Origin of the sequence: Kosakonia sp. CCTCC M2018092 (genome assembly GCF_003864115.1) — a bacterium.
Classification (GTDB): Bacteria; Pseudomonadota; Gammaproteobacteria; order Enterobacterales; family Enterobacteriaceae; genus Kosakonia; species Kosakonia cowanii.
In genome coordinates this window covers 1,059,290-1,080,458 of record NZ_CP034225.1, presented here as the reverse complement: position 1 = coordinate 1,080,458, position 21,169 = coordinate 1,059,290, and the positions used below count along the sequence as shown (strand labels likewise).

Below are 21,169 nucleotides of genomic sequence, written 5' to 3'. Positions count from 1 at the left end.
AAAAACCCCACATAAGGTGTTTATTTAATGCGTTACCACATGACTTATTGCCCCATCAAATACAAAGACGCGGTTACATAATATATTTTCTGTAGATCAGATAATTCAATAAGATAACAACTTTCTGAAAAGGAGAATCTTTTTCATTTCAACGGCTTCGATTATGTAATTAAAGTAAATGCACAGGCAATGTTAATGCAACATATTGAAATTAAAGAGATCAACCAGAAACAATAAAACCGGAAATGCAATGATCCTCTTTTTTCCGCATTTAGGCGATTGTTTGAATTAAGTCAAATGTGTAATCTTATTTCCGTCTTAAGGAACAACTTAAAGACAAACAGATGCAGGAATAAAAAACATCGCCTGCACAATAAGAGTGTATAGTTTCATTTATTAGTTAGTTTATTCTTATCGAAATAAAGTGGTTGCTCGCATATTTATTGTTAAATAATAGTAATTCCGCATCCGGTGTGGTGTTACGGGAGCAACTTATGAACGAACACAATTTTGAAGAACAGATGCAGTCTATTCAGGATCTGAACCTCTCCTATTTATTACTGGCTCAGCGTTTGATCCGTGAAGATAAGATTGCTGCCGGTTTCCGCCTTGGCCTGAACGATGCCACGCTGGAGACACTAAGCCACTTATCACTGCCGCAACTGATTAAACTCGCCTCTACCGGGCAACTGATCAGCCGCCTGCGTATTGATGATGATGTGGTGATTAACTGCCTGACAAAAGAGTCCCGTATCGATGCGCTGCAACGTCTGCACACCGGGATTATTCTGTCGAGCAACCTGCTCAACACGGTTGATAATAACGGCGACGAGGCAGCGTAATGAGCGAGATAATGCTGCACGAAAAAAGCATCATGTCCGAAATTAAAGACGCGCAAATCGCGATGGAGTTAATTAATTTCGGCGCGAGGATGCAGGTTCTGGAGAGTGAAACCAGTTTAAGCCGCCGTCGTCTGTTAAAACTCTATAAAGAGTTAAAAGGCGATTCGCCGCCGAAGGGCATGCTGCCGTTCTCCGCTGACTGGTATATGTCGTGGGAGCAGAATATTCACTCGTCAATTTTCTACAATATCTACCGCTATTTGCAGAGAGCGGAAAAAGGCCGCTCTGTCGAGCTGATGATTAAAGCCTACCGTATCTATCTGGAGCACGGTCTGGCGCAGGAGGATGAGGAGCCGGTGCTGGGGCTGACCCGCGCATGGACGCTGCTGCGCTTTATGGATGGCGGCATGCTGAAGCAGACCCAGTGCGACTGCTGCGGCGGCAATTTTGTCAGCACGCCAGAGCATATGTTTAACGGTTTTACCTGTAGTCTTTGTGTACCGCCTTCAAGGGCGATGAAAAGAAGCCCGCAGCTCGACTTTGCTGCCGGCACCATGACAACCCTGCAATAAGCGGCGCGCCCGGCAACGGGCACCGCATCCGCGGGTTATCAATGAAAGCCCCGACGGGTCAGCCAGCGTGCGACCCGCCGGGGCTTTCCTGTTTCTGAACCTGGGAGATTACGTCAGACGGCCAGTAAAGACGCCGCGGTAGTAATTCGGGCCGATATTAAGGCGCGTGAGAATATCGCGCCGGTGAACGTAGGCGGTTTTCAGGCTGATGCCGAGCGTGGAGGAGACCTCCTGCGCGCTGGAGCCTGACGCCAGCAGGCATAACACTTCGCGCTGGCGGTGGGTAAGCAGCGGCAGCACCGAGAGATCCTGCTGCTTCGCGCGCTTTTTCGACATCAGGCCGGTAATCGACTCAAATACCGTGCGGATCGGTGCATTCAGGCTGAGTCGCAGCATATCCGGCAGCAGCGCGGGCAGTACCGGGTCGAAATCCTCGCACAGCAGCAGGCAGGGCAACTCCTCTTTCAGCTCACGCAAAAAGTGGGTGGTCTGCATCAACGACATCAGATTGGTGGCCTGGGTGGCTACCGCCACCAGAATGCGCAGCTTACTCCCCGTCGCCCGGCTCGCCTCCTCAAGGCTACTGATATAGCTGACGCGTAAATTGGGGCGATAGAGCTTTATCAGCGTGATCAGCCCCATCGCGGAAAAGTGATCTTCGCTGTAAATCAAAACATTAGCGGTACTGACGGAGGATTTCAGGCTCATAACCCCTTCCCTGGCAAACGTCACTTCCGGTGACGAAAAGTGAAAAATAGCGCGGAAAAATGCGGCATCCCTTCATGGCTATCTGAACCCCGTAAGGATCACGAACAGGCGGTCAAAAATGCCGCCCATCATATTTTCGAAGAAGGGAGCCAGCGTGAACATCACCAGCGACATGGCAACCATGCCGACGGTTAACGAAATCGGAAAACCAATGACGAAGATGGAGAGCTGCGGCGACAGGCGGTTGAGCAGCCCCATGGTCAGGTTGAGGCACAGCAGTAGGGTGATGACCGGCAGGCCGAGCATCATGCCGTAACGGAAGATCATCTCTCCGGCGCTGACCATCGCCATAAAGCCGTTTGCACCCAGCGGTGCGGCGTTGATCGGAAACGCGATGAAACTGTTGGCCAGCACTTCCAGCATATAGAGATGGCCGTCAAAAGTGAGAAACAGCAGCGTGACAAAGAGGTTTAACAGGCGTGCGACCACCGGCATACTCGGGCCGCCGGAAGGATCGTAAACCATGGCAAAGGAGAGCCCCATCTGCATACCAATAATCTCGCCCGCGTGGCGCACGGCGACAAAAATCAGCTGCACGGAAAGGCCAATGGCGATGCCGATAATCAGCTGCTGGCAGCAGGCCCAGAAGCCATCCAGCGAAGCGATAGCAATGTTGCTGGCGGGCAGTTGTGGCGCAATAAGAAAAGCGGTTAACAGCGCCAGCGCTACTTTAAAGCGGGCGCTAAGCGGCTTTTCGCTGAAAATCGGCGCGGCGCCGAATAGCGCCAGCATGCGCAGACAGGGCCAGAAGTACTGGTTTACGTTGTCATAGAGGTGAACCAGCGAGAGCGTAAACATAGTTAGCGAATAAGGTACGGCAAGCTGGTAAAGAGCCCGCGCATGTAGTCAACCAGCGTGGTTAACATCCACGGGCCGCAGGCGATAAGCACCACTACCAGCGTCAGGATCTTGGGAATAAACGACAGGGTCATTTCGTTGATCTGCGTCGAGGCCTGCAAAATGCTGACCAGCAGCCCAGCCGCCAGCGCGGCTAACAGCAGCGGGGTGGCGATCATCAGCCCCACTTTGGTGGCCTGGAACCCCAGCGACATTACACTTTCAGGTGTCATTTTTTACTCTCTTGCTAAAAGAAGCTCTGCGCGAGGGAACCAATAATCAGCTGCCAGCCATCGACCAGCACAAACAGCATCAGCTTAAAGGGCAGCGAAATCGTCGCCGGCGGCACCATCATCATCCCCAGCGCCATCAGAATGCTGGCGACCACCAGGTCAATGATGAGAAACGGAATAAACAGGGTGAAGCCAATCTGGAAGCCGGTTTTCAGCTCGCTGGTGACGAACGCAGGCACCAGGATGCTCATCGGCACCGCGTCGGCGTTAGCAAAATCGCCGGCGTTCGCAATGCGGGAGAAGAGCGCCAGATCCCCTTCACGGGTCTGCTTCAGCATGAAGGCGCGCAGCGGCTGCGAGCCCTTCTCAATGGCGACTTCCATAGAGATCTTGTCCTGCGACAGCGGCACCCAGGCTTCGTCATAGACCCGGTTAAACACCGGCGACATCACGAAGAAGGTGAGAAACAGCGCCAACCCGAGCAGCACCTGGTTGGGCGGCGTGCTTGCGGTACCGAGCGCGCTGCGCAGCAGTCCCAGCACAATAACGATGCGGGTAAAGCCGGTCATCATCAGCAGGATGGCGGGCAAAAAGGTGAGCGATGTCAGCAGCACCAGGGTCTGGACCGGCAGCGACCAGCTCTCGCCGTTCGCGGAGTGCGAGAGCAGAATGTCATTATTAGCCGCCAGCGCCATCTGGGCCGGGAGCAGCCATCCGGCGAGCGCCAGGCAAAGGCCGCACAGGGGCATTAGCAGGCGAGCGTTACGTTTCATCTTATTTGCTCTCACCTTTGCGCCGGGCAATACAGTTCACCAACGCGCTCTGGAAAGTCGGGAGGAAGGACGCCGCTTTGATCTCTTCAACGTCGGCCCGTTTCTCCATCGTCATCAGGTTAGTGATATTGTCCTGCGTCACGCCCAGCAGCAGCCATTTGTCGTCCACTTCGACCACCACCAGGCGCTCACGCGCACCGATTGACTGGGTGTGTTTTACACAAAGAATGTTATGTCCCTTTACCATTCGCGTAGCGACGCCAGTGCGGCGGGCGATCCAGGCGATAGCCGCCATTAACAGGATCACCAGCGCCAGTGCGCCGATAATATTGCCGGTGCCAACAGGCGCCATTGCTGGCGCTGCGGAGACGGGCTGAACAGCATTAAGCGACTGCGTATTCATTATCTGCTCAAACGATGCATGCGCTCAGACGGGGTAATAATGTCGGTAATACGGATGCCGAATTTATCGGAAACCACCACCACTTCGCCCTGCGCGATTAAATAACCATTGATCAAAATATCGAGCGGTTCGCCCGCGAGGCCATCCAGAGAAACAATGGAGCCTGGGCTTAATCGCAATAACTCTTTGATCGTCATTTTGGTGCGGCCTAATTCCACGGTCATTTTCACCGGGATATCGAGCACCAGATTTAAATCTTCAGATAAACTCACCATTACATCTTCCGCCTGGGAATGCACCTCGGCACTGTTTTCACTGGACAACTGTTCACTCATTGCGTCGCCCCAGATGTCGCCGAGCGAAGACTTATTTGAGCCCGAATCATGTTCCATATCGCTCATACGACAATTACTCCTTCTTGAAACCTAACAATGTTGAATTCTGTAATGCATCAACCTGGATGGCATACTGATTATTTGCGCTGCCATATTTACCGGTCATTACCGGCACATCATTAACAAATCCACCCAGCTGTTCGGGTTTATCCAGCGGAATGATGTCATCCGGTTTCAGCTTCATAATTCTTGAGAGACGGGTGGAGATCTCTGCAAATTTCACCACCAACTCCAGTTCGGTATCGCGCATTTGCGATGCTAATGAACTGCGCCACTGATTATTTTCATGCTGCGAGTTTTCCAGCGGCGGATTGGTCAACAATTCGCGAATCGGCTCAATAATGCTAAACGGCATACAGATCTGTAACTCACCGCTGTGCGAGCCAATATCAATCTGAAAAGGCGTCGTCACCACAATATCGTTCGGTGATGAGGTGATATTGGTAAATTTCACCTGTAATTCAGAACGCACAAACTCAGTTTTAATTTTGAAAATTGAGGTCCACGCATAGTCATAGGCCTCGCGCGCCATCGCTAACATGCGCTGAATAATGCGCTGCTCGGTTGGGGTAAATTCGCGCCCATCCGCTTTAGTCGGGAAACGGCCATCCCCGCCAAACAGGTTATCCACTGCCGTAAAGACCAGATTCGGCGAGAAGACGAAGAGCGCCGTACCGCGTAGCGGATTCATGTTCATCAGGTTCAGGCTGGTCATCACCGGCAGATTACGCGCAAACTCATGGTACGGCTGAATCTTAATGTTCCCTGCGGTGACATCCGGGCTACGACGCAAAATATTAAATAAGCCGATGCGAAACTGGCGCGCAAAGCGTTCGTTAATAATCTCTAACGAATATAAACGTTCACGGACAACACGACGCTGCGTATTCGGATCGTAAGGCTTAATATTATCTTCTGGTGATGCGGGGGCGGCCGGCGCACTATTTTGACTGCTGCTGGGACCGCCATTCAGAAGATTGTCGATCTCATCCTGGGATAAAATACTGTCCGACATTCTGATTACCGTAAGATAAATGCATTAAACAGGACGTTTGTTACCATCGGTTTATGCTGGCCTGGGAGTGATGCATTAACCGCATCTTTGGTTTTTGCCGCGAGCAGCGATTTTGCCTGATCGCCGGTTAATTCAGCCGCAGTTTGTTGAGAAAAGAGCACCAGTAAATGGCTACGAATTTCCGGCAAATGTTTTTCCAGCAGCGCTTTCGTTTCAGCACTGGCAACTTTCAACGTCAGGCCGATATAAAGAATACGGTCGCTGTCATGGGCATCGGGTTTCAGACTGACGGTAAAGGTGTCGAGATCCATATAAACCGGAGTCGCTTCCACTGCCGGTGCGGCAGATGGCTTGCCACTATTAATATGAGTGACCTGATTTTTTAATTTACTGATCTCCACATAGGCATAAGCGCCAATTGCGCAGACACCCAGGATAACAAACAGGACGATTAAAATTAACAACGGACTTTTTTTTCCGCCTTGCGCTGCATTTTTTCTCTTCGGCATTTGATGGATAACTCTGTAGTAAAATTAAATCAACAATCACGCGACTGGCGAATGACCTGATGGAATGCCGTTATTTTAATACAGCACCCATCCAGGACAATTCATTGAAAAACTGAAATTAGTGTCAGCACCTTGCCAGTTCATGCCCGGCAATTAAGCGAAGGTGTTGATTCCGCGCGAATAATGCATTACACGCGTAACGACCGGGCTCTCTTCCTCAGAAGAAATAGTCAGATCGCCCTCCCCGCTCTCAGACTTTCCTTGTCCAGATGCATGACCGGAGTGGGCATCCCCCGCTGAAGAGGAGGTATCTGCGCCCACGCTGCTCTGTCCGAGCGAGATGCCGGACTCCTCAAGCATGGTGCGCAGGTTCGGCATTGCCGACTCCAGCGCCGCGCGAACGTGGTGGCTCTCGGAGACAAAATGCACCTGCGCCTGATCGTTATTTACCCGCAGGCTCACCTGCAACGCGCCCAGCTCTTCCGGATGCAGACGCAGCTCGGCGTGATGCACGCCGTTACGGCTAAAGACGGCAATCTGCTGACCTAAAGATTGCTGCCATGCCGGGGTGCCGACTTCCGCCTGCAACGTGGCGGTAGCGACGGTTGAGGTGGAAATAGCGGTTGCCGGGGCGGTTGCCGTCACTGGCGCGGCCTGGGCCACGATATGCGGTGTGGCAACTGGCTCTGCGCCTTTTAAGTTATGCAGCGCCTGCGTCAGGCTCTCGCTGAGAGGGGCCGCCGCTGGTGAAGTCGCCTGGGCGCTGCTGTCCGCAGGGGTTAACGATTGCGCTTTACCCTCAACGGCACTCTCCGTTACTGGCATCGCGGGTTGCGCCTCGGGCCGTGACGGCTGCGGCTTAACGCCAGCAGGCAGATCCTGCGTCGGCTTTTGCTCATCCAGCACGGCGGTGAAATTCACCTGGGTCAGCGGATCGCCAGCCTGCGGCTCAACCGGCAGCGCAGCGGCGAGAAGCGGGCTTGCCGGCACGGCGGCAGCCAGCGTCGGATCGGCACTCACCTGCGGCAGTGCCGCCAGATCGGCCTGTGCCGTCTGCACGCCCTGCGCCAGTAGCACATCCGCCGCGGTGGCATCAAGCGGCGTCGCCAGGTTAGTCGCCGCCTGGGTAAGCAGGTCGGCAGGTTGAGCCGGTGTCGCAGGCATGACGTCCGCGAGTTGTACTTTTTTATCGGCTGGCTTTTTCGCTTTATCCTGCGGCGCGCCGTTCTGCCGGGCTTCCTGTGTCTCTCCTGATGAGAGCTGCTTTTTCAGTTCGCCAGCGAAGTGCCCCTCTTCCTGCGCGGAGGACGCGGAAGCCGTCTGACGTCCCGCGTCAACGGGCGAGGCCGGGAGTGAATGTCGGATAATCATCTTATTTGTTCCTTTGACTGGCGCGACGGGCGAACTCATCCATCATCTTCTGTTCCAGTCGGTTCTCTTTTAACAATCGCTGTGCGTCGGCACGGTTTTTCAGTGCTTCGAAAGCATTCAGCCGCTGCTTATCTTTTCTCCATGCTTCCTGCACGTTATCCACCGTGTACTGACTGGCAGATACTCTCCTGACTTGTTGCGCCACGACGCCATCCAGCGAGGTTAAAAAGTGCTGGTGCGCCTGTAGGGCCATAATGGATACGCCTCGATCAACAATCGTCGACTGCATCTGCTCGCGATACTCTTGCGCATAGGTCTTGAGCTGATCGAGTCGTGCGGTTTCGTTAAGGTGGGACTGGCGCGCCGAACCGAGGCGGGTCGTGGTGTCATTCAGTTTCTTCTCTGCCAACTCGCGCAGGACATCCATCGGGTTTTGGCTCGCCATCATTTCACCTTTACATTACGTGTTATTGCCCTGTGGAAAGAGCGCCGACAGCCCGCTATACGAGTCGTCATATTCGCAGGACTCATGAATACCCTGGTGCAGATACGCCTCCATTTTCGGATAGAGGGTAATCGCCTGATCGAGCAGCGGATCGCTGCCAGCGGCATAGGCTCCCACGCTCACCAGATCGCGGTTGCGCTGATACGAAGAGAGCATCTGCTTAAAGCGCTGCACCTTTTTGTAGTGCACCGGGTCAATCAGCTCGGTCATCGCACGGCTGATGGAGGCTTCGATATCGATCGCCGGATAGTGGCCCGACTCGGCCAGGCGACGGGAGAGCACCACGTGACCGTCGAGGATCGCGCGCGCCGAGTCGGCGATCGGATCCTGCTGATCGTCCCCTTCCGTCAACACGGTATAGAAGGCGGTAATCGAACCGCCGCCCTTGATGCCGTTCCCGGCGCGCTCCACCAGCGCGGGGAGTTTGGCAAACACCGAGGGCGGGTAGCCTTTGGTGGCGGGCGGCTCGCCAATCGCCAGCGCGATTTCACGCTGCGCCATCGCATAGCGGGTGAGGGAGTCCATAATCAGCAGTACGTTGAGGCCGCGATCGCGGAAATCCTCTGCCAGGCGCGTGGCGTAAACCGCGCCCTGCATACGCAGAATCGGTGAAACATCGGCCGGGGCGGCGATCACTACCGAGCGTTTAAGCCCCTCTTTGCCAAGAATGTTTTCGATAAAATCTTTCACTTCGCGGCCGCGCTCGCCAATCAGGCCGACGACAATCACATCCGCTTTGGTAAAGCGCGCCATCATCCCCAGCAGCACGCTTTTGCCGACGCCGGAACCGGCAAACAGGCCCATACGCTGCCCACGCCCGACGGTGAGCAGGCCGTTAATGGCGCGCACACCGACATCAAGCACGTTTTTAATCGGATCGCGCTGCAAAGGGTTGAAGGGCGGCGTAAAGAGCGGCCCGCGATCGCTGGTGTTCGGCGGCGGCAGGCCGTCGAGCGGACGGGCGCTGGCATCAAGCACGCGTCCCAGCAGCTCCGGCCCCAGCGGTAGCAGTTTGCCTTTGGTGTTGTTACCCAGCGCGTAAACGCGCGCGCCCGGCAACACGCCCTCGACGTTCTCGAGGGGCATCAGATAGAGGATCTCGCCGTTAAAGCCGACCACTTCGCTCTCGACCCGCTGGATCCCCTCATCACTTTCACGCTCGACAATGCAGAGCGTGCCGATGGGCAGCTTCAGACCGACGGCTTCCATCACCAGACCGGTGGCGCGGGTCAGGCGGCCGTAGCGGCGAAACAGCGGCAGCGCGGCGATGCGCTTCTCGCGCAGATCCACGCCATCAAGCCATGTCTTTAGCCGCGCGGTCATAGGGAGAAGTCCTCGCGGCTCAGGGTGCAGAGTTCGTTCCAGCGGGTTTCGGTGGTGGCATCAAGCTCGCCGCCGTCGGTGGTGAGGCGGCAGCCGCCCGGCAGCATCTGCGCATCGGTGCACAACTCCCAGCCGCGTGAATGCAGCACTTCGCCCAGTTGCTCCTGAACCGAAGCCGAGGCTTCCGGGCTGATCCACAGCTTCACCTGTCCCAGCTGTTTGGTATCTTCCTGCAACAGTTGTTGAATGCGGGTCAGCAGCCAGGCGTTGGTGGTGGTTGACACCACGCTTTCGCCGAGCAGGCTGCGCGCCGCCATCAGCGCCACCTGCACCAGCCGCGCGGGCATCACGCTGTCGAGGCTATCAAGGGTAATTTTGACGTTATCAACCAGTTGCGCGAACTCCTGCGCCTGCGCTTGCTGTAACTGGCGGTACTCGGCTATCCCTTTCTCGATGCCCTCTTCGCGCCCCTCTTCAAAGCCCTTCGCATAACCGAGCTTTGTCCCCTCTTCCACGCCGCGCGTCTGGCCCTGAGCAAACCCCTTCTGCTCCGCCTGCTTGCGCAGGCGGGAGAGTTCCATTTGCAGTGCCGCTTCACTCGCCGGATCGCTGGCCGGCACGGCGGCGCGCAGATCGGGCTCGCTGCTTAACGCGTCGTCGAGCAGGTTTTCAGGCCGCCAGGCGTGCCACTGGGTCTTAGACGTAGGCATCGTCGCCTCCACCAATCACAATCTCGCCGGTCTCCGCCAGACGACGTACCACCAGCAGGATCGCTTTCTGTTCGTTTTCGACCTGCGACATACGCACAGGGCCACGGGAGTTCAGATCGTCACGCATAATGTCGGCCTGACGTTTGGACATATTGCGGAAGAACTTGTCGCGCAGCGCGTCGTCCACGCCTTTCAGCGCGACGATCAGCGATTCGTTGTCGATATCCTGCAAGATGCGCTGAATGCTGCGATCTTCCATCTCGACCAGGTTCTCGAAGAGGAACATCTCGTCGATAATTTTCTGCGCCAGCTCCTGGTCGTATTCGCGTACCGCTTCGATGGCCGCATCTTCCTGGTGAGATTTCATCAGGTTGAGGATCTCCGCCGCCGGACGCACGCCGCCCATCTTGTTGCGCTTGATATTCTGACCATGCAGCAGGTTGTTGAGCACTTCCGTCAGCTCCTGCAGCGCCACCGGCTGCACGCCGCCGAAGGTGGCGATACGCAGCAGAATGTCGTTGCGTTCACGCTCGTCAAATTTCGCCAGCAGATCGGCGGCCTGGCTGCGTTTCAGGTGAACAAGGATGGTGGCGATAATCTGCGGATGCTCATCACGGATGAGATCGAAGACCATCTGCGGCTCCATAAAGTTGAGCGTTTCGATACCGTTACGCTCATCATTGGCCTCAAGCAGATCTTCGAGCAGAGTGTTAGCGCGCTCTTCGCCCAGCGCTTTCACCAGCACGCTGCGCAGGTATTCGTTGGTGTTGACATCCAGCACCGCAAATTCGCCGGAATCACGGCGGAACTCCTTCATCACCATAGCCAGCTGATCGTGGGTGTAGGTGCCCATCGAGACCATGGCGCTACTGATCATGGTCACTTCGTGGGTATTCAGGTGCTTAAAGACTTCGGCTGCACGCTCGTCACCGAGCGTCAGCATGACTATGGCGCTTTTCTCGGCGGCGATCATGACGACTTCTGCTCCTTATTTAACCATTGGCGAATCACCAGCGCGATGACCTGCGGCTCCTGGTCAGCCATTTCACGCAGATGCTGCGCCTGTTGTTCGGTTTCGACGCGCTGCTGCGCTTTGGCGGTTTCCGCGCTCTGGCGTTTACGCACCTGCTCATCCAGCTCCGCCTGGCGCACCTCTTTCTCCATCTCCAGGCGCTGGATCAGCATCTCCTGATGGCGGATCCAGAAGGGTTGTACCGCCTTGCGCCACAGGATCCAGGCGATCAGCGCCACAAACAGATAGCGCGCGGCGGAGAGCATCAGCTTGATAAATTCCGGCTGTTTCCACAGCGGAACAGGCGCTTCCTCTTCCTGGTCAGTAAAGATGGTGTTGACAACATTGAGCGTATCGCCGCGTTTGTCGGAGAAGCCCATCACCTCTTTAACCAGCGCATTGATCTGATCCAGCTGCGCCTTGTTGAGCGCGACCGGCTTGCCATCTTTGCCCTGCTTATAGTTCACCACCACCGCAACGGAGAGGCGCTCAAGCACGCCGGTGTTGCGCTTAATGTGGGTCAGCGTCTTATCCACCTCGTAGTTGGTGGTCTCTTCACTCTGCTTGTTATAAGGCGCCAGGGTGGGCGCGGGTGCCGCTGCGGGTGCCGCGTTATTGCCATTCGCGCCGCCCTGCCTGTTGGCCTGCTGTGCCGCAGGATCCTCAATCGGCGTGGAGACCGGAGCCGGCGGCTGGTTGCTTAACGCGCCCGGCACGCCGCCGACTGCGTTCTTGCCACCCTGCTCGTTGTTGCTGCTCTGACGGCTACGAATCGCCATATTTTCCGGGCGGGCATTCGGCTGATACTGCTCCGCCGTCTGCTCATGCTGGGTGAAGTCAACCTGCGCGGTCACCTGGGTTCTGACGTTCTGCGTGCCGACAATCGGCGCGAGGATCGCCTGAATACGGCGCTGATAATCGGCCTCCATCTTGCGCACATATTGCAGCTGCGTGGTCTGGGTGGCCTGCGCGCCGTTCTGCGACATCATGTGGCCGCTCTGATCGACAATCGTCACCCGATCGGCGCTCAGCCCCGGCACAGCGCTGGAGATCATAAAAGTAATGGCACTCACCTGCCCTGAATCGAGCGTTCTGCCGTTAATCAGGTTCAGCGTCACCGAAGCGGAAGGCTCTTTGCGATCCTGCAAAAAGAGCGACGGCTTCGGCATCGCCAGGTGGACGCGCGCCGAGCGCACCGGACCTAAGGTTTCGATGGTGCGTGACAGCTCGCCCTCCAGTGCGCGCTGGAAATTGACCTGCTCGTTGAACTGGCTGATACCAAACTTCTCCTGGTCCAGCAGTTCAAAACCTACCGAGCCGCCCTTCGGCAACCCTTGCTGCGCCAGTTTGAGGCGCACTTCGTAGATCTGTTCAGCAGGGATTTCGATGGAGCCGTCATGCTCAGCAAAACGGTACGGCACCTGCATCTGTTTAAGTTGGGTGACAACCGCGCCGCCATCCTCCTCGCTGATATTGCTATAGAGCACGCGGTAGTCTGGTTCTTTCGCCCAGAACATCAGCGCAATAACTATAGAAATAGCGGCCGCAGCCGCGACAAAAAAGAGGATGCGGGGGTTAGCCCGAATATTCTCGAGCACTGCCTTTACATCGACAATGCCTTTCTTTTTACTACCGGTGATTGTGGCAGTCATGCCAATGTCCTGTAAAAGTGAATGCCGGAATTAAAAGTAAAAACAATTACGGCTCGGCTCATCTGGTATGCAATTAATAAAAGCAAATCTATTTCTCAGGAAAATTCCCGGATGCGTATTATCTACAGAAAGCCCGTTTTTCTAAGTGGTAATAAGGTGAAATTTGTGTCAGCTATTCACGTTATGTCGTTTTTCAGACCACATGGTAAGCTTGCGGCCAATAACTAATAAGGTCATTTTCATGTCGATGAATACATTAGGCGGCGTATTGGATCAGATTCAGTCGCAGGCCAGACAAGTCTCAGATATCAGCGCGTTAAACCCGTTTAACGCAACGCGCAAAACAGAAAACAGTTCACAATTTTCTAATATTTTGCTTAACAGCATTAACAATATTAGCGGAATGCAGACATTTGCTAAGCAACAGTCACAGGCTTATCTCACCGGTGCCGAGGGGATCGGCCTGAATGATGTGATGGTCTCCATTCAAAAATCGTCGGTGGCTTTAAACCTGGGCGTGCAGGTGCGAAATAAACTCGTCAGCGCCTACCAGGAAATAATGAGCATGCCGGTATAACGCCTACGCAATATCTTATTCTCGATTAACGCGAAAATAGTGCTGCTATTTTTCACGGCTGAATAAGTCCGGCTGTTTTATAGCTGTTAATAAAATAGCCGGCATATCGCCGGTGATTCATTTTAGCGTCACCAGCCATGTGCGTTTAAAAAACCTGTGGGTTTAAGCCAACACTTATGACAAAGAGCCAGAAAAATAGATTTTCATCTGCCGATGGCGCAGCGCCTACTCCGGGCACGTTGACCGGCCATGAATTAGAAAAAATCAGCGCGCTGATTTACCAGCGCGCGGGCATTGTGTTAACGCCGCAAAAAAAAGACATGGTGTTTAACCGCCTCTCCCGCCGCCTGCGCGAGCTGAATCTGCGCAGATTCGACGACTACATTGCGCTGCTGGTGAACAACCCGACCAGCCGCGAGTGGCAGGAGTTTATTAACGCCCTGACCACCAATTTGACCTCCTTTTTTCGCGAGGCGTACCACTTTCCGACGCTGGCGAAACATGCCCAGTCGCGGTCGGGGATGTACAGCGTCTGGTGCGCGGCAGCCTCAACCGGCGAAGAGCCGTGGTCGATCGCCATGACGCTTGAAGCGGCGCTGGGCCGCAGTATTACCGGCCCGCGCGTGCTGGCAACCGATATCGACACCGACGTGCTGCAAAGAGCGGTTCAGGGCGTTTACCGCCTGGCGGATATCCACAACCTGAGCGAGCAGCAGAAAAAAAGCTGGTTTTTACGCGGTACGGGCGCGCAGGCAAATATGGTGAAAATCAGAAGCGAACTGCGCAATACGGTGCAGTTTCGCCAGCTCAACCTGATTGAAAGCCAGTGGGATATTCCCGCCCCTTTCGATGCGATTTTTTGCCGCAACGTGATGATCTATTTCGACCAGAACACCCAGGAGAAGCTGCTTCAGCGCTTTGCGAAAATGCTCAAGCCTGGCGGGCTGCTGTTCGTGGGTCACTCTGAACATTTTCAAAACATGAACAGTCCATTTCGTTTGCTCGGACAGTCCGTCTATCGCCTCGCGGAGTGAGAAGGATGAAAAAGATTAAGGTGCTCTGCATTGATGACTCGTCGCTGATTCGCAAAATCATGACGCGCATCGTCAATGAACAACCGGATATGGAAATGGTAGCGACCGCACTCGATCCCATCATCGCCCGCGACCTGATCAAGCAGCACAACCCGGACGTGCTGACGCTGGATGTTGAAATGCCGCGCATGGATGGCCTCGATTTTCTTGAGCGCCTGATGCGTCTGCGCCCGATGCCGGTGGTGATGCTTTCATCGCTGACCAACAAGGGCTCGGACATTACCCTCAGCGCGCTGGAGCTGGGGGCGGTTGATTTTATTACCAAGCCGGAAACCGGTTTGCAGGACGGCATGGCGCACTACAGCGAGATGATTGTCGACAAAATCCGTATGGCGGCGAAAGCGCGCGTTGCCCGCCGCGATGGTAAGCCTCAGCCGCGACGGATTGTTCACGGCCCGCTGATTGGCAGCGAAAAGATTATTGCTATTGGTTCATCGACCGGCGGCACCGAGGCGCTGCGCCAGCTGCTGGTGCCGATGCCCGCCACCAGCCCCGGGATCGTGATTGCTCAGCATATGCCGGGCGGCTTCACCCGCTCGTTCGCCAACCGGCTCAACCATCTTTGTCAGATGTCGGTGCAGGAGGCTGAAGAGGGTGACCGCGTTCTGCCCGGCCATGTTTACATCGCGCCGGGCGGATTCCATATGGAGCTGACGCGCAGCGGAGCGAACTATCACATCAAATTGAGTGATGACTCGCCGATCAACCGCCATCGCCCGTCGGTGGATGCGCTCTTTCACTCCGTCGCGCGCTGCGCGGGGAAAAACGCAATCGGGGCGATTTTAACCGGCATGGGCAGCGACGGTGCCGCCGGCCTGCTGGCGATGCGTGAAGCTGGTGCATGGACCATTGCCCAGAGCGAACGGAGCTGCGTGGTCTTTGGTATGCCGCGCGAAGCGATTGCCCTTGGCGCCGCCTGTGAAACGGTCGATCTGGACCATATCAGCCAGCACATTTTGAACCACACGGCCGATCAGGCTCGCAGAATTTAACCACCACCCCACTACCCGTTCCACTTACTGAGTTTAGGAAATAGAGATGGCCGACAAGAACTTACGTTTTTTAGTTGTCGATGACTTCGCCACCATGCGACGCATTGTGCGCAACCTTTTGAAAGATTTGGGCTTTAACCGCGTTGAAGAGGCGGAAGATGGTCTGGATGCGCTGAACAAGCTGCGCGCTGACGCCTTCGACTTTGTGATCAGCGACTGGAACATGCCGAACATGGACGGCTTACAGCTGCTGACAGAGATTCGCAGCGATGTGAATTTGAAAACCATGCCGGTGCTGATGGTCACTGCCGAAGCGAAGAAAGAGAACATCATCGCCGCCGCGCAGGCCGGTGCCAGCGGCTACGTGGTGAAACCGTTCACCGCGGCAACGCTTGAAGAGAAGCTGAACAAAATTTTTGAAAAGATCGGCTGGTAACTCATGACGGCGGAACATACGCAACCTGAAGAGGATTTCAAAGGCATCTTCTCGCGCGTCGGGCAACTGGCGCGACTGCTGCGCGACAGCCTGGTCGACTTAGGACTCGATCGCACCATTGTCGAAGCGGCCGATGCCATCCCGGATACCCGTGAACGGTTGAACTATGTGGTCGGAAAAACCGCACAGGCCGCCGAGCGCGTACTGACCAGCGTCGAAGAGGCGCGCCCGCTGCAGGAGGCAATCGTTAATAACGGCGAACAGCTGGCGGCACGTTGGGATGCCTGGTTCGCCGCGCCCGTGGAACTCGCCGATGCCCGGGAATTAGTCACCGCGACCCGTGACTACCTGACACAGGCACCGCAGGCAGCACGCAAAAGCGATGAGCACCTGATGGAGATCATGATGGCGCAGGATTTCCAGGATCTTACCGGCCAGGTGATTCGTCGCATGATGTCGCTGATTGAGACGGTCGAGACCGAGCTTATCCAGGTGCTGCTGGCGTACGTGCCAGAACTGCCGCAGGAGAAGATCGAAGAAGAGGACGAGGTGACGCTGGTCAACGGTCCGCAGGTCGACAGCAACAAAGCCGGAGTAATGGCGACGCAAGATCAGGTCGATGACCTGCTTGATTCGCTGGGCTTCTAAAGCAGCGGGCGCGGCCCGTGCACAGAGCAGATCATGGCAGAAGAGAGCGACGTAGAAAAAACCGAAGAACCCACACCCCACCGAAAACAGAAGGCGCGTGAAGAGGGGCAGATCCCACGCTCGAAAGAGCTGAGTTCATTACTGATGCTGCTGGCCGGCTGGGCGCTGATGCTCTCCGGCGGCAATCAGTTTGCCCACAACATGATGCAGCTGCTGCAAAGCGGGCTGGTGCTCAACCGGTTGCCGGTGATGGATCCGCAGTCGATGTTCCATCAGGCGCGTTTTTTACTGGAGATGATGGGCAGTGCGCTGCTGCCCATCTTATTCGGTCTCTTCGTCACCGGGATTGCCGCGCCGATGCTGCTGGGCGGGGTCAATTTAAGCGGCAAATCGCTAAAGGTCGATCTCAAGCGGTTGTCGCTGCTGCAGGGGCTGAAACGGCTCTTCTCCGCGCAGGTGATGTCGGAAATGCTCAAAGGTAGCCTGAGGGTGGCGCTGGTAGCGTGCGCCTTCGCGCTCTACCTCTACAACAACAAAGCGCATTTCATTCAGCTGGTTAACGAAGCGCTGCCGATGGCGGTCGCCCACGCCATGAGCATGGTGCTTGACTGCCTGCTGATGGTGATCTTTTTCCTGCTGCCGGTAGTGGGCTATGACGTCTTCTACCAAATCACGAGTCACCTGAAAAAGCTGCGCATGAGCCGCCAGGAGATCCGCGATGAGTTTAAACAACAAGAGGGCGATCCGCATATCAAGAGCCGCATCAAGCAGATGCAGCGCGCGGCGGCTCGCAGCCGGATGATGGCCGATATCCCAACAGCGGATGTCATCGTTAACAACCCGACGCACTACTCGGTGGCGCTCTCCTATAAAGAGGGCGGCATGAGTGCGCCGACGGTGGTGGCGAAAGGTGCCGGCGATATCGCCTTAAAAATACGTGAGCTGGGCGCGCAACACCGCGTGCCGATGCTCGAAGCGCCCCCGCTTGCCCGTGCGCTCTACCGCCACTGTGATATTGGCGAGCAGATCCCGGGTGAGCTTTATAGCGCCGTCGCGGAAGTTCTGGCCTGGGTTTACGGCCTGCGACGCTGGCGCAGTAGCGGCGGCATTCCGCCGAAAAAACCCGGGAACCTTCCGGTTCCTGCGTCGATGGATTTCGCAACTGAGAGTAAAGACTGATGGCTAATCTCGCCAGCAAACTACGCTTACCGGCGTTTAAAGAAACCGAATGGCAAATTATGGCCGGTCCGGTGCTGATCATGCTGATTCTGGCAATGATGGTGCTGCCGCTGCCCGCCTTTTTGCTCGATACGCTCTTCACCTTCAATATCGTCCTGTCGTTGATGATCTTGCTGGTGGCGATGTTTACGCAGAAGACCCTCGAGTTTTCCGCCTTCCCGACGGTGCTGCTCTTCTCAACCCTGTTGCGACTGGCACTTAACATCGCCTCAACGCGTATTATTTTGATGGAGGGCCACACCGGTGCCGCCGCCGCGGGCCGGGTGGTTGAGGCCTTCGGCCACTTCCTGGTGGGCGGCAACTTCGCGATTGGTATCGTGGTGTTCGCCATCCTCATCATCATCAACTTTATGGTCATCACCAAAGGTGCCGGGCGTATCGCCGAAGTGGGCGCGCGCTTTGTGCTCGACGGCATGCCCGGCAAACAGATGGCGATTGACGCCGACCTCAACGCCGGGCTTATCGGCGAAGCCGAGGCCAAACGTCGCCGCAGCGAAGTGACCCAGGAGTCCGACTTCTACGGCTCGATGGACGGTGCGAGTAAGTTCGTGCGCGGGGATGCTATCGCCGGGCTGCTGATTATGGCGATTAACGTTATCGGCGGGCTGACCATCGGCGTGCTTCAGCACGGCCTGAGCGTCGCCGAAGCGGGTGAAACTTACACTCTGCTGACCATCGGTGACGGCCTGGTAGCGCAGATCCCGGCGCTGATTATCTCGACAGCCGCCGGTGTGATCGTCACCCGCGTCTCCAATGATGAAGATATCGGCGAGCAGATGGTCAGCCAGCTGTTCAACAACCCGCGAGTGATGGTGCTTTCTGCTGGCGTTATCGGCCTGCTGGGGCTGATCCCAGGCATGCCGAACTTTGTTTTCCTGATGTTTACCGCCATTCTGCTGGGGCTCGCCTGGTGGATGCGCGGTCGCCAAATGAAACAGCCCGCCGCCGCCCGGCGCGGTGTTGCCGATGATAAAGACAGCGCCAGCGCGCAGGCCGCCAACGATCACGCCTCTGCCGAAGCCTCGTGGGAGGATGTCGAGATGGAGGATGTACTCGGCCTCGAAGTGGGCTACCGCCTGATCCCGCTGGTCGACAGCACCCAGGATGGTCAGCTGCTGGTGCGCGTGCGCGGTATCCGCAAGAAGTTCGCGCAAGAGATGGGCTTTCTGCCGCCGCCGATCCATATTCGCGATAACCTCGATCTGGCGCCCGGCCATTACCGCATTCTGCTGAAGGGCGTGGAGATTGGCAGCGGCGATATTGAGTCCGATCGCTGGATGGCGATCAACCCCGGCTATGCAGAAGGGACGCTGCCGGGTACACCGTGCGTTGATCCGGCGTTTGGTCTGCCCGCCTGCTGGATCGATGAAGTGTTGCGTGAACAGGCGCAGATCCAGGGCTTTACGGTGGTTGATCCCAGCTCGGTGATCGCCACCCACCTGAACCATCTCATCACGCTGCACACCGAAGAGCTGTTCAGCCGCCAGGAGACGCAGCAGTTGCTCGATCGCATCACCAAAGAGATGCCGAAGCTGGTGGAAGATTTGATCCCGGGCGTCATCTCCGTAACGCTGTTCCACAAAGTGTTGCAGAACCTGCTCTCTGAGCGTGTGTCGATCCGCGATATGCGCACCATTATCGATACGCTGGCGGAGTATGCGCCGGTGCAGAGCGATCCGGATGAGCTCACCTCGCAGGTGCGCGTACGTCTGGGCCGCGCGATCACCGCCCAGTGGTTCCGCAATGATGACGATATCAAAGTGATTGGCCTTGACAGCGCGCTGGAGAGATTGCTGATTCAGTCACTGCAAAGCGGCAGCGCCATTGAGCCAGGCATCGCGGAAAACCTGATGCGCCAGGCCGATCGCGCCATTACAGAACAGCAGTCCCTCGGCGTCTCGCCGGTGGTGCTGGTCAACCCGGCGCTGCGCACCATGGTGTCGCGCTTCCTGCGCCGCGCCTTCCCGCAGCTTGCCGTGCTGTCGACGATGGAGATCAGCAACAACAAAACGGTGCAGATGACCGCCGTGATTGGCACCAGTGCATGAAACGCGCCCTGCTGATAAGCCTGCTGCTGGCGTTGCCGGCAGCGGCTCAACCGCCACAAGGCGCCTGGAGCGCCGCAGGCATGGGCGGCAGCGTCAGCCTCGGTAAAGAGATCCTGCGCGGCCGCCCGTTGCATGCCCCTGGCCCCCTCCCCCCTTCTGCGCGAGTCACGCACTTCTCCTGGCGCATTACTCTGCTCACCCCTCCCCCAACGGGATTAGAGATTAAGCTCTGCCGCATCGAACGCTGCGTCATATTACCCGCCCTTGCGGGTACACAACGCGTAGCGATACCATTTCCGGCCAGCGGAGAGTTTCGTTTTATCTATTCTGTGAACCGTGCCGGTCAACTTCAGCCGCCGCTTACTGTGCTGCGTAATCAATTAACCGTGAATTATCGTTGAGGTAATTAAAAAGGCTCCAGGTTGAGAATGAACCTACAGCCTTTTTTATAAACTCAATGTAATGAAGGGGCTTGATGAAGGGTATAAAGTTGGCTGCACCGGGCACCACGATGTATAGAGGATAAGTTCTGCTTTAACGTATCAAGACGCGCCCGTAAATTGCGGGTGATTTCAGCTTCATTATCGAGCAACTGTTGTAGCAGACCTTTCAGCGCCTCTTTTTCACTGGCCGAAAGGGTATCCGTACTGTTATTTAAAATATCCTGCTTCTTAATGACGTAACGCGAGGCAACTTCGATAAAATCATCCCAGCGCGCTTCTCTCGCCATTTCCAGAATCGCCAGATTCATCTCATACAGCTCGCGGTAGTAATGAGGGATTATTTCAGCCATAGCGCACCCTTTTCTGTGCCGGTTCAATCTCTTTCCAGGTCGCCGCCAGCTTCATTAATAAACCATCAATATGTTTTAACGGCTCGGGATTGTTATGCAGATTGGCCTCAAGCAGCGTGCGCGACATATATTCATACATCTGCTCCAGGTCTGCGGCGATACCTTTTCCGGTTTCATGATCGAGCGCGGCGCGCAGGCCGTTATCAATAATATTGATCGCTTTCGAAATCATTTTGCCGCGCTGGGCGACATTGCCATTTTCAAAGTGAATGGCGGCCTGCAGGATAGCGCTGTGCGCGCCGTCAAACAGCATAGTAATTAACTGGTGCGGCGTTGCGCCGGCGAGTTTGCTTTGCAGCGAAATCCGGGCGTAGGCGTTGGCGCCTTGTGATGCATACATAAAAAGCTCCTCAAAGCAGGCC

General features: G+C 55.9%; 26 protein-coding genes. 10 read left to right on the top strand and 16 right to left on the bottom strand.

The features are described 5' to 3' along the window. Positions 1-494 precede the first annotated feature (494 nt). Together flhD and flhC are read left to right on the top strand one after the other, a co-directional pair. Entirely contained in the window at positions 495-842 is a 348-nt protein-coding gene (gene flhD, locus EH164_RS05105; RefSeq protein ID WP_042712433.1) for a flagellar transcriptional regulator FlhD, read from the top strand. Between the two features lie 14 nt (positions 843-856). Then, the gene (gene flhC / locus EH164_RS05100) at positions 857-1,414 is read left to right on the top strand and encodes a flagellar transcriptional regulator FlhC (RefSeq protein WP_164483643.1); all 558 of its coding nucleotides are present in this window, start codon (positions 857-859) and stop codon (positions 1,412-1,414) included. 108 nt (positions 1,415-1,522) lie between these two features. Here flhC and EH164_RS05095 read toward each other — a convergent pair whose 3' ends face one another. From EH164_RS05095 to fliF, 14 genes are all read right to left on the bottom strand, one after another. Beyond that, positions 1,523-2,122 (bottom strand): LuxR C-terminal-related transcriptional regulator, encoded by a 600-nt coding sequence (locus EH164_RS05095; RefSeq protein ID WP_124967515.1) that lies wholly within the window; start codon positions 2,120-2,122, stop codon positions 1,523-1,525. Between the two features lie 78 nt (positions 2,123-2,200). Beyond that, complete coding sequence (fliR, locus tag EH164_RS05090; RefSeq protein ID WP_124967514.1) at positions 2,201-2,980, bottom strand: flagellar biosynthetic protein FliR; 780 nt, start codon at positions 2,978-2,980, stop codon at positions 2,201-2,203. A 2-nt stretch (positions 2,981-2,982) separates the two neighbouring features. Then, positions 2,983-3,252, bottom strand: coding sequence for a flagellar biosynthesis protein FliQ (fliQ, locus tag EH164_RS05085; protein WP_042712437.1), 270 nt, complete (start codon positions 3,250-3,252; stop codon positions 2,983-2,985). A gap of 14 nt (positions 3,253-3,266) precedes the next feature. Next, on the bottom strand, positions 3,267-4,025 hold the full coding sequence (gene fliP, locus EH164_RS05080; protein ID WP_370277013.1) for a flagellar type III secretion system pore protein FliP: 759 nt from the start codon (positions 4,023-4,025) through the stop codon (positions 3,267-3,269). 1 nt (position 4,026) lies between these two features. After that, positions 4,027-4,428 carry a flagellar biosynthetic protein FliO gene (gene fliO / locus EH164_RS05075; RefSeq protein WP_124967513.1) on the bottom strand — a complete coding sequence of 134 codons (402 nt, stop codon included), beginning with the start codon at positions 4,426-4,428 and terminating at the stop codon, positions 4,027-4,029. After that, positions 4,428-4,829, bottom strand: a complete 402-nt coding sequence (gene fliN, locus EH164_RS05070) for a flagellar motor switch protein FliN (RefSeq protein ID WP_124967512.1) — start codon at positions 4,827-4,829, stop codon at positions 4,428-4,430. The genes fliO and fliN overlap by 1 nt, the downstream gene beginning before the upstream one ends. Positions 4,830-4,836: 7 nt before the next feature. Then, complete coding sequence (gene fliM / locus EH164_RS05065) at positions 4,837-5,838, bottom strand: flagellar motor switch protein FliM (protein ID WP_124967511.1); 1,002 nt, start codon at positions 5,836-5,838, stop codon at positions 4,837-4,839. Positions 5,839-5,843: 5 nt separating this feature from the next. Beyond that, positions 5,844-6,347, bottom strand: coding sequence for a flagellar basal body-associated FliL family protein (locus EH164_RS05060; protein ID WP_124967510.1), 504 nt, complete (start codon positions 6,345-6,347; stop codon positions 5,844-5,846). A 153-nt stretch (positions 6,348-6,500) separates the two neighbouring features. After that, a complete protein-coding gene (locus EH164_RS05055; protein WP_241175004.1) occupies positions 6,501-7,718 on the bottom strand; it encodes a flagellar hook-length control protein FliK in 1,218 nt (405 codons plus the stop codon). Between the two features lies 1 nt (position 7,719). Next, complete coding sequence (gene fliJ, locus EH164_RS05050; RefSeq protein WP_241175003.1) at positions 7,720-8,166, bottom strand: flagellar export protein FliJ; 447 nt, start codon at positions 8,164-8,166, stop codon at positions 7,720-7,722. A 12-nt stretch (positions 8,167-8,178) separates the two neighbouring features. After that, the gene (gene fliI, locus EH164_RS05045; RefSeq protein WP_124967509.1) at positions 8,179-9,546 is read right to left on the bottom strand and encodes a flagellar protein export ATPase FliI; all 1,368 of its coding nucleotides are present in this window, start codon (positions 9,544-9,546) and stop codon (positions 8,179-8,181) included. Further along, positions 9,543-10,256, bottom strand: a complete 714-nt coding sequence (locus EH164_RS05040; RefSeq protein ID WP_124967508.1) for a flagellar assembly protein FliH — start codon at positions 10,254-10,256, stop codon at positions 9,543-9,545. Before EH164_RS05040 ends, fliI begins: the two co-directional genes overlap by 4 nt. Then, complete coding sequence (fliG, locus tag EH164_RS05035; RefSeq protein ID WP_124967507.1) at positions 10,243-11,229, bottom strand: flagellar motor switch protein FliG; 987 nt, start codon at positions 11,227-11,229, stop codon at positions 10,243-10,245. The genes EH164_RS05040 and fliG overlap by 14 nt, the downstream gene beginning before the upstream one ends. Beyond that, the gene (gene fliF, locus EH164_RS05030; RefSeq protein ID WP_124967506.1) at positions 11,226-12,920 is read right to left on the bottom strand and encodes a flagellar basal-body MS-ring/collar protein FliF; all 1,695 of its coding nucleotides are present in this window, start codon (positions 12,918-12,920) and stop codon (positions 11,226-11,228) included. Before fliF ends, fliG begins: the two co-directional genes overlap by 4 nt. A 241-nt stretch (positions 12,921-13,161) precedes the next feature. Between fliF and fliE the strand changes: the two genes are divergently transcribed. The 8 genes from fliE to EH164_RS04990 all read left to right on the top strand — a co-directional run bounded on the left by fliE (position 13,162) and on the right by EH164_RS04990 (position 20,355). Then, entirely contained in the window at positions 13,162-13,497 is a 336-nt protein-coding gene (gene fliE, locus EH164_RS05025; RefSeq protein ID WP_124967505.1) for a flagellar hook-basal body complex protein FliE, read from the top strand. A 176-nt stretch (positions 13,498-13,673) separates the two neighbouring features. Continuing rightward, on the top strand, positions 13,674-14,531 hold the full coding sequence (locus EH164_RS05020; protein WP_124967504.1) for a CheR family methyltransferase: 858 nt from the start codon (positions 13,674-13,676) through the stop codon (positions 14,529-14,531). Positions 14,532-14,536: 5 nt separating this feature from the next. After that, positions 14,537-15,583, top strand: coding sequence for a chemotaxis response regulator protein-glutamate methylesterase (locus tag EH164_RS05015; protein WP_124967503.1), 1,047 nt, complete (start codon positions 14,537-14,539; stop codon positions 15,581-15,583). 46 nt (positions 15,584-15,629) lie between these two features. After that, entirely contained in the window at positions 15,630-16,019 is a 390-nt protein-coding gene (cheY, locus tag EH164_RS05010) for a chemotaxis response regulator CheY (protein ID WP_124967502.1), read from the top strand. A gap of 3 nt (positions 16,020-16,022) precedes the next feature. Further along, positions 16,023-16,667 (top strand): protein phosphatase CheZ, encoded by a 645-nt coding sequence (gene cheZ / locus EH164_RS05005; protein WP_124967501.1) that lies wholly within the window; start codon positions 16,023-16,025, stop codon positions 16,665-16,667. 33 nt (positions 16,668-16,700) lie between these two features. Beyond that, on the top strand, positions 16,701-17,846 hold the full coding sequence (flhB, locus tag EH164_RS05000) for a flagellar biosynthesis protein FlhB (protein WP_124967500.1): 1,146 nt from the start codon (positions 16,701-16,703) through the stop codon (positions 17,844-17,846). Further along, positions 17,846-19,954 carry a flagellar biosynthesis protein FlhA gene (gene flhA, locus EH164_RS04995; RefSeq protein ID WP_124967499.1) on the top strand — a complete coding sequence of 703 codons (2,109 nt, stop codon included), beginning with the start codon at positions 17,846-17,848 and terminating at the stop codon, positions 19,952-19,954. The genes flhB and flhA overlap by 1 nt, the downstream gene beginning before the upstream one ends. Beyond that, positions 19,951-20,355: a flagellar protein FlhE gene (locus tag EH164_RS04990; protein ID WP_124967498.1), complete on the top strand. Its 405-nt coding sequence runs from the start codon at positions 19,951-19,953 to the stop codon at positions 20,353-20,355. The genes flhA and EH164_RS04990 overlap by 4 nt, the downstream gene beginning before the upstream one ends. A 53-nt stretch (positions 20,356-20,408) precedes the next feature. Here EH164_RS04990 and fliT read toward each other — a convergent pair whose 3' ends face one another. Together fliT and fliS are read right to left on the bottom strand one after the other, a co-directional pair. Next, complete coding sequence (gene fliT, locus EH164_RS04985) at positions 20,409-20,747, bottom strand: flagellar protein FliT (RefSeq protein ID WP_124967497.1); 339 nt, start codon at positions 20,745-20,747, stop codon at positions 20,409-20,411. Beyond that, positions 20,740-21,147: a flagellar export chaperone FliS gene (gene fliS, locus EH164_RS04980; RefSeq protein WP_042712461.1), complete on the bottom strand. Its 408-nt coding sequence runs from the start codon at positions 21,145-21,147 to the stop codon at positions 20,740-20,742. The genes fliT and fliS overlap by 8 nt, the downstream gene beginning before the upstream one ends. Between the last annotated feature and the right edge of the window lie 22 nt (positions 21,148-21,169).

Coding starts and splice junctions, on each gene's coding strand:
- fliT (WP_124967497.1), bottom strand. CDS start 20,747: ATGGCTGAAATAATCCCTCATTACTACCGCGAGCTGTATGAGATGAAT.
- fliJ (WP_241175003.1), bottom strand. CDS start 8,166: ATGATGGCGAGCCAAAACCCGATGGATGTCCTGCGCGAGTTGGCAGAG.
- EH164_RS04990 (WP_124967498.1), top strand. CDS start 19,951: ATGAAACGCGCCCTGCTGATAAGCCTGCTGCTGGCGTTGCCGGCAGCG.
- fliM (WP_124967511.1), bottom strand. CDS start 5,838: ATGTCGGACAGTATTTTATCCCAGGATGAGATCGACAATCTTCTGAAT.
- EH164_RS05060 (WP_124967510.1), bottom strand. CDS start 6,347: ATGCCGAAGAGAAAAAATGCAGCGCAAGGCGGAAAAAAAAGTCCGTTG.
- fliF (WP_124967506.1), bottom strand. CDS start 12,920: ATGACTGCCACAATCACCGGTAGTAAAAAGAAAGGCATTGTCGATGTA.
- flhD (WP_042712433.1), top strand. CDS start 495: ATGAACGAACACAATTTTGAAGAACAGATGCAGTCTATTCAGGATCTG.
- fliO (WP_124967513.1), bottom strand. CDS start 4,428: ATGAATACGCAGTCGCTTAATGCTGTTCAGCCCGTCTCCGCAGCGCCA.
- EH164_RS05040 (WP_124967508.1), bottom strand. CDS start 10,256: ATGCCTACGTCTAAGACCCAGTGGCACGCCTGGCGGCCTGAAAACCTG.
- fliG (WP_124967507.1), bottom strand. CDS start 11,229: ATGATCGCCGCCGAGAAAAGCGCCATAGTCATGCTGACGCTCGGTGAC.
- EH164_RS05020 (WP_124967504.1), top strand. CDS start 13,674: ATGACAAAGAGCCAGAAAAATAGATTTTCATCTGCCGATGGCGCAGCG.
- fliP (WP_370277013.1), bottom strand. CDS start 4,025: ATGAAACGTAACGCTCGCCTGCTAATGCCCCTGTGCGGCCTTTGCCTG.
- fliE (WP_124967505.1), top strand. CDS start 13,162: ATGTCGATGAATACATTAGGCGGCGTATTGGATCAGATTCAGTCGCAG.
- EH164_RS05015 (WP_124967503.1), top strand. CDS start 14,537: ATGAAAAAGATTAAGGTGCTCTGCATTGATGACTCGTCGCTGATTCGC.
- flhB (WP_124967500.1), top strand. CDS start 16,701: ATGGCAGAAGAGAGCGACGTAGAAAAAACCGAAGAACCCACACCCCAC.
- fliQ (WP_042712437.1), bottom strand. CDS start 3,252: ATGACACCTGAAAGTGTAATGTCGCTGGGGTTCCAGGCCACCAAAGTG.
- cheY (WP_124967502.1), top strand. CDS start 15,630: ATGGCCGACAAGAACTTACGTTTTTTAGTTGTCGATGACTTCGCCACC.
- fliN (WP_124967512.1), bottom strand. CDS start 4,829: ATGAGCGATATGGAACATGATTCGGGCTCAAATAAGTCTTCGCTCGGC.
- fliI (WP_124967509.1), bottom strand. CDS start 9,546: ATGACCGCGCGGCTAAAGACATGGCTTGATGGCGTGGATCTGCGCGAG.
- fliR (WP_124967514.1), bottom strand. CDS start 2,980: ATGTTTACGCTCTCGCTGGTTCACCTCTATGACAACGTAAACCAGTAC.
- flhA (WP_124967499.1), top strand. CDS start 17,846: ATGGCTAATCTCGCCAGCAAACTACGCTTACCGGCGTTTAAAGAAACC.
- EH164_RS05055 (WP_241175004.1), bottom strand. CDS start 7,718: ATGATTATCCGACATTCACTCCCGGCCTCGCCCGTTGACGCGGGACGT.
- fliS (WP_042712461.1), bottom strand. CDS start 21,147: ATGTATGCATCACAAGGCGCCAACGCCTACGCCCGGATTTCGCTGCAA.
- EH164_RS05095 (WP_124967515.1), bottom strand. CDS start 2,122: ATGAGCCTGAAATCCTCCGTCAGTACCGCTAATGTTTTGATTTACAGC.
- cheZ (WP_124967501.1), top strand. CDS start 16,023: ATGACGGCGGAACATACGCAACCTGAAGAGGATTTCAAAGGCATCTTC.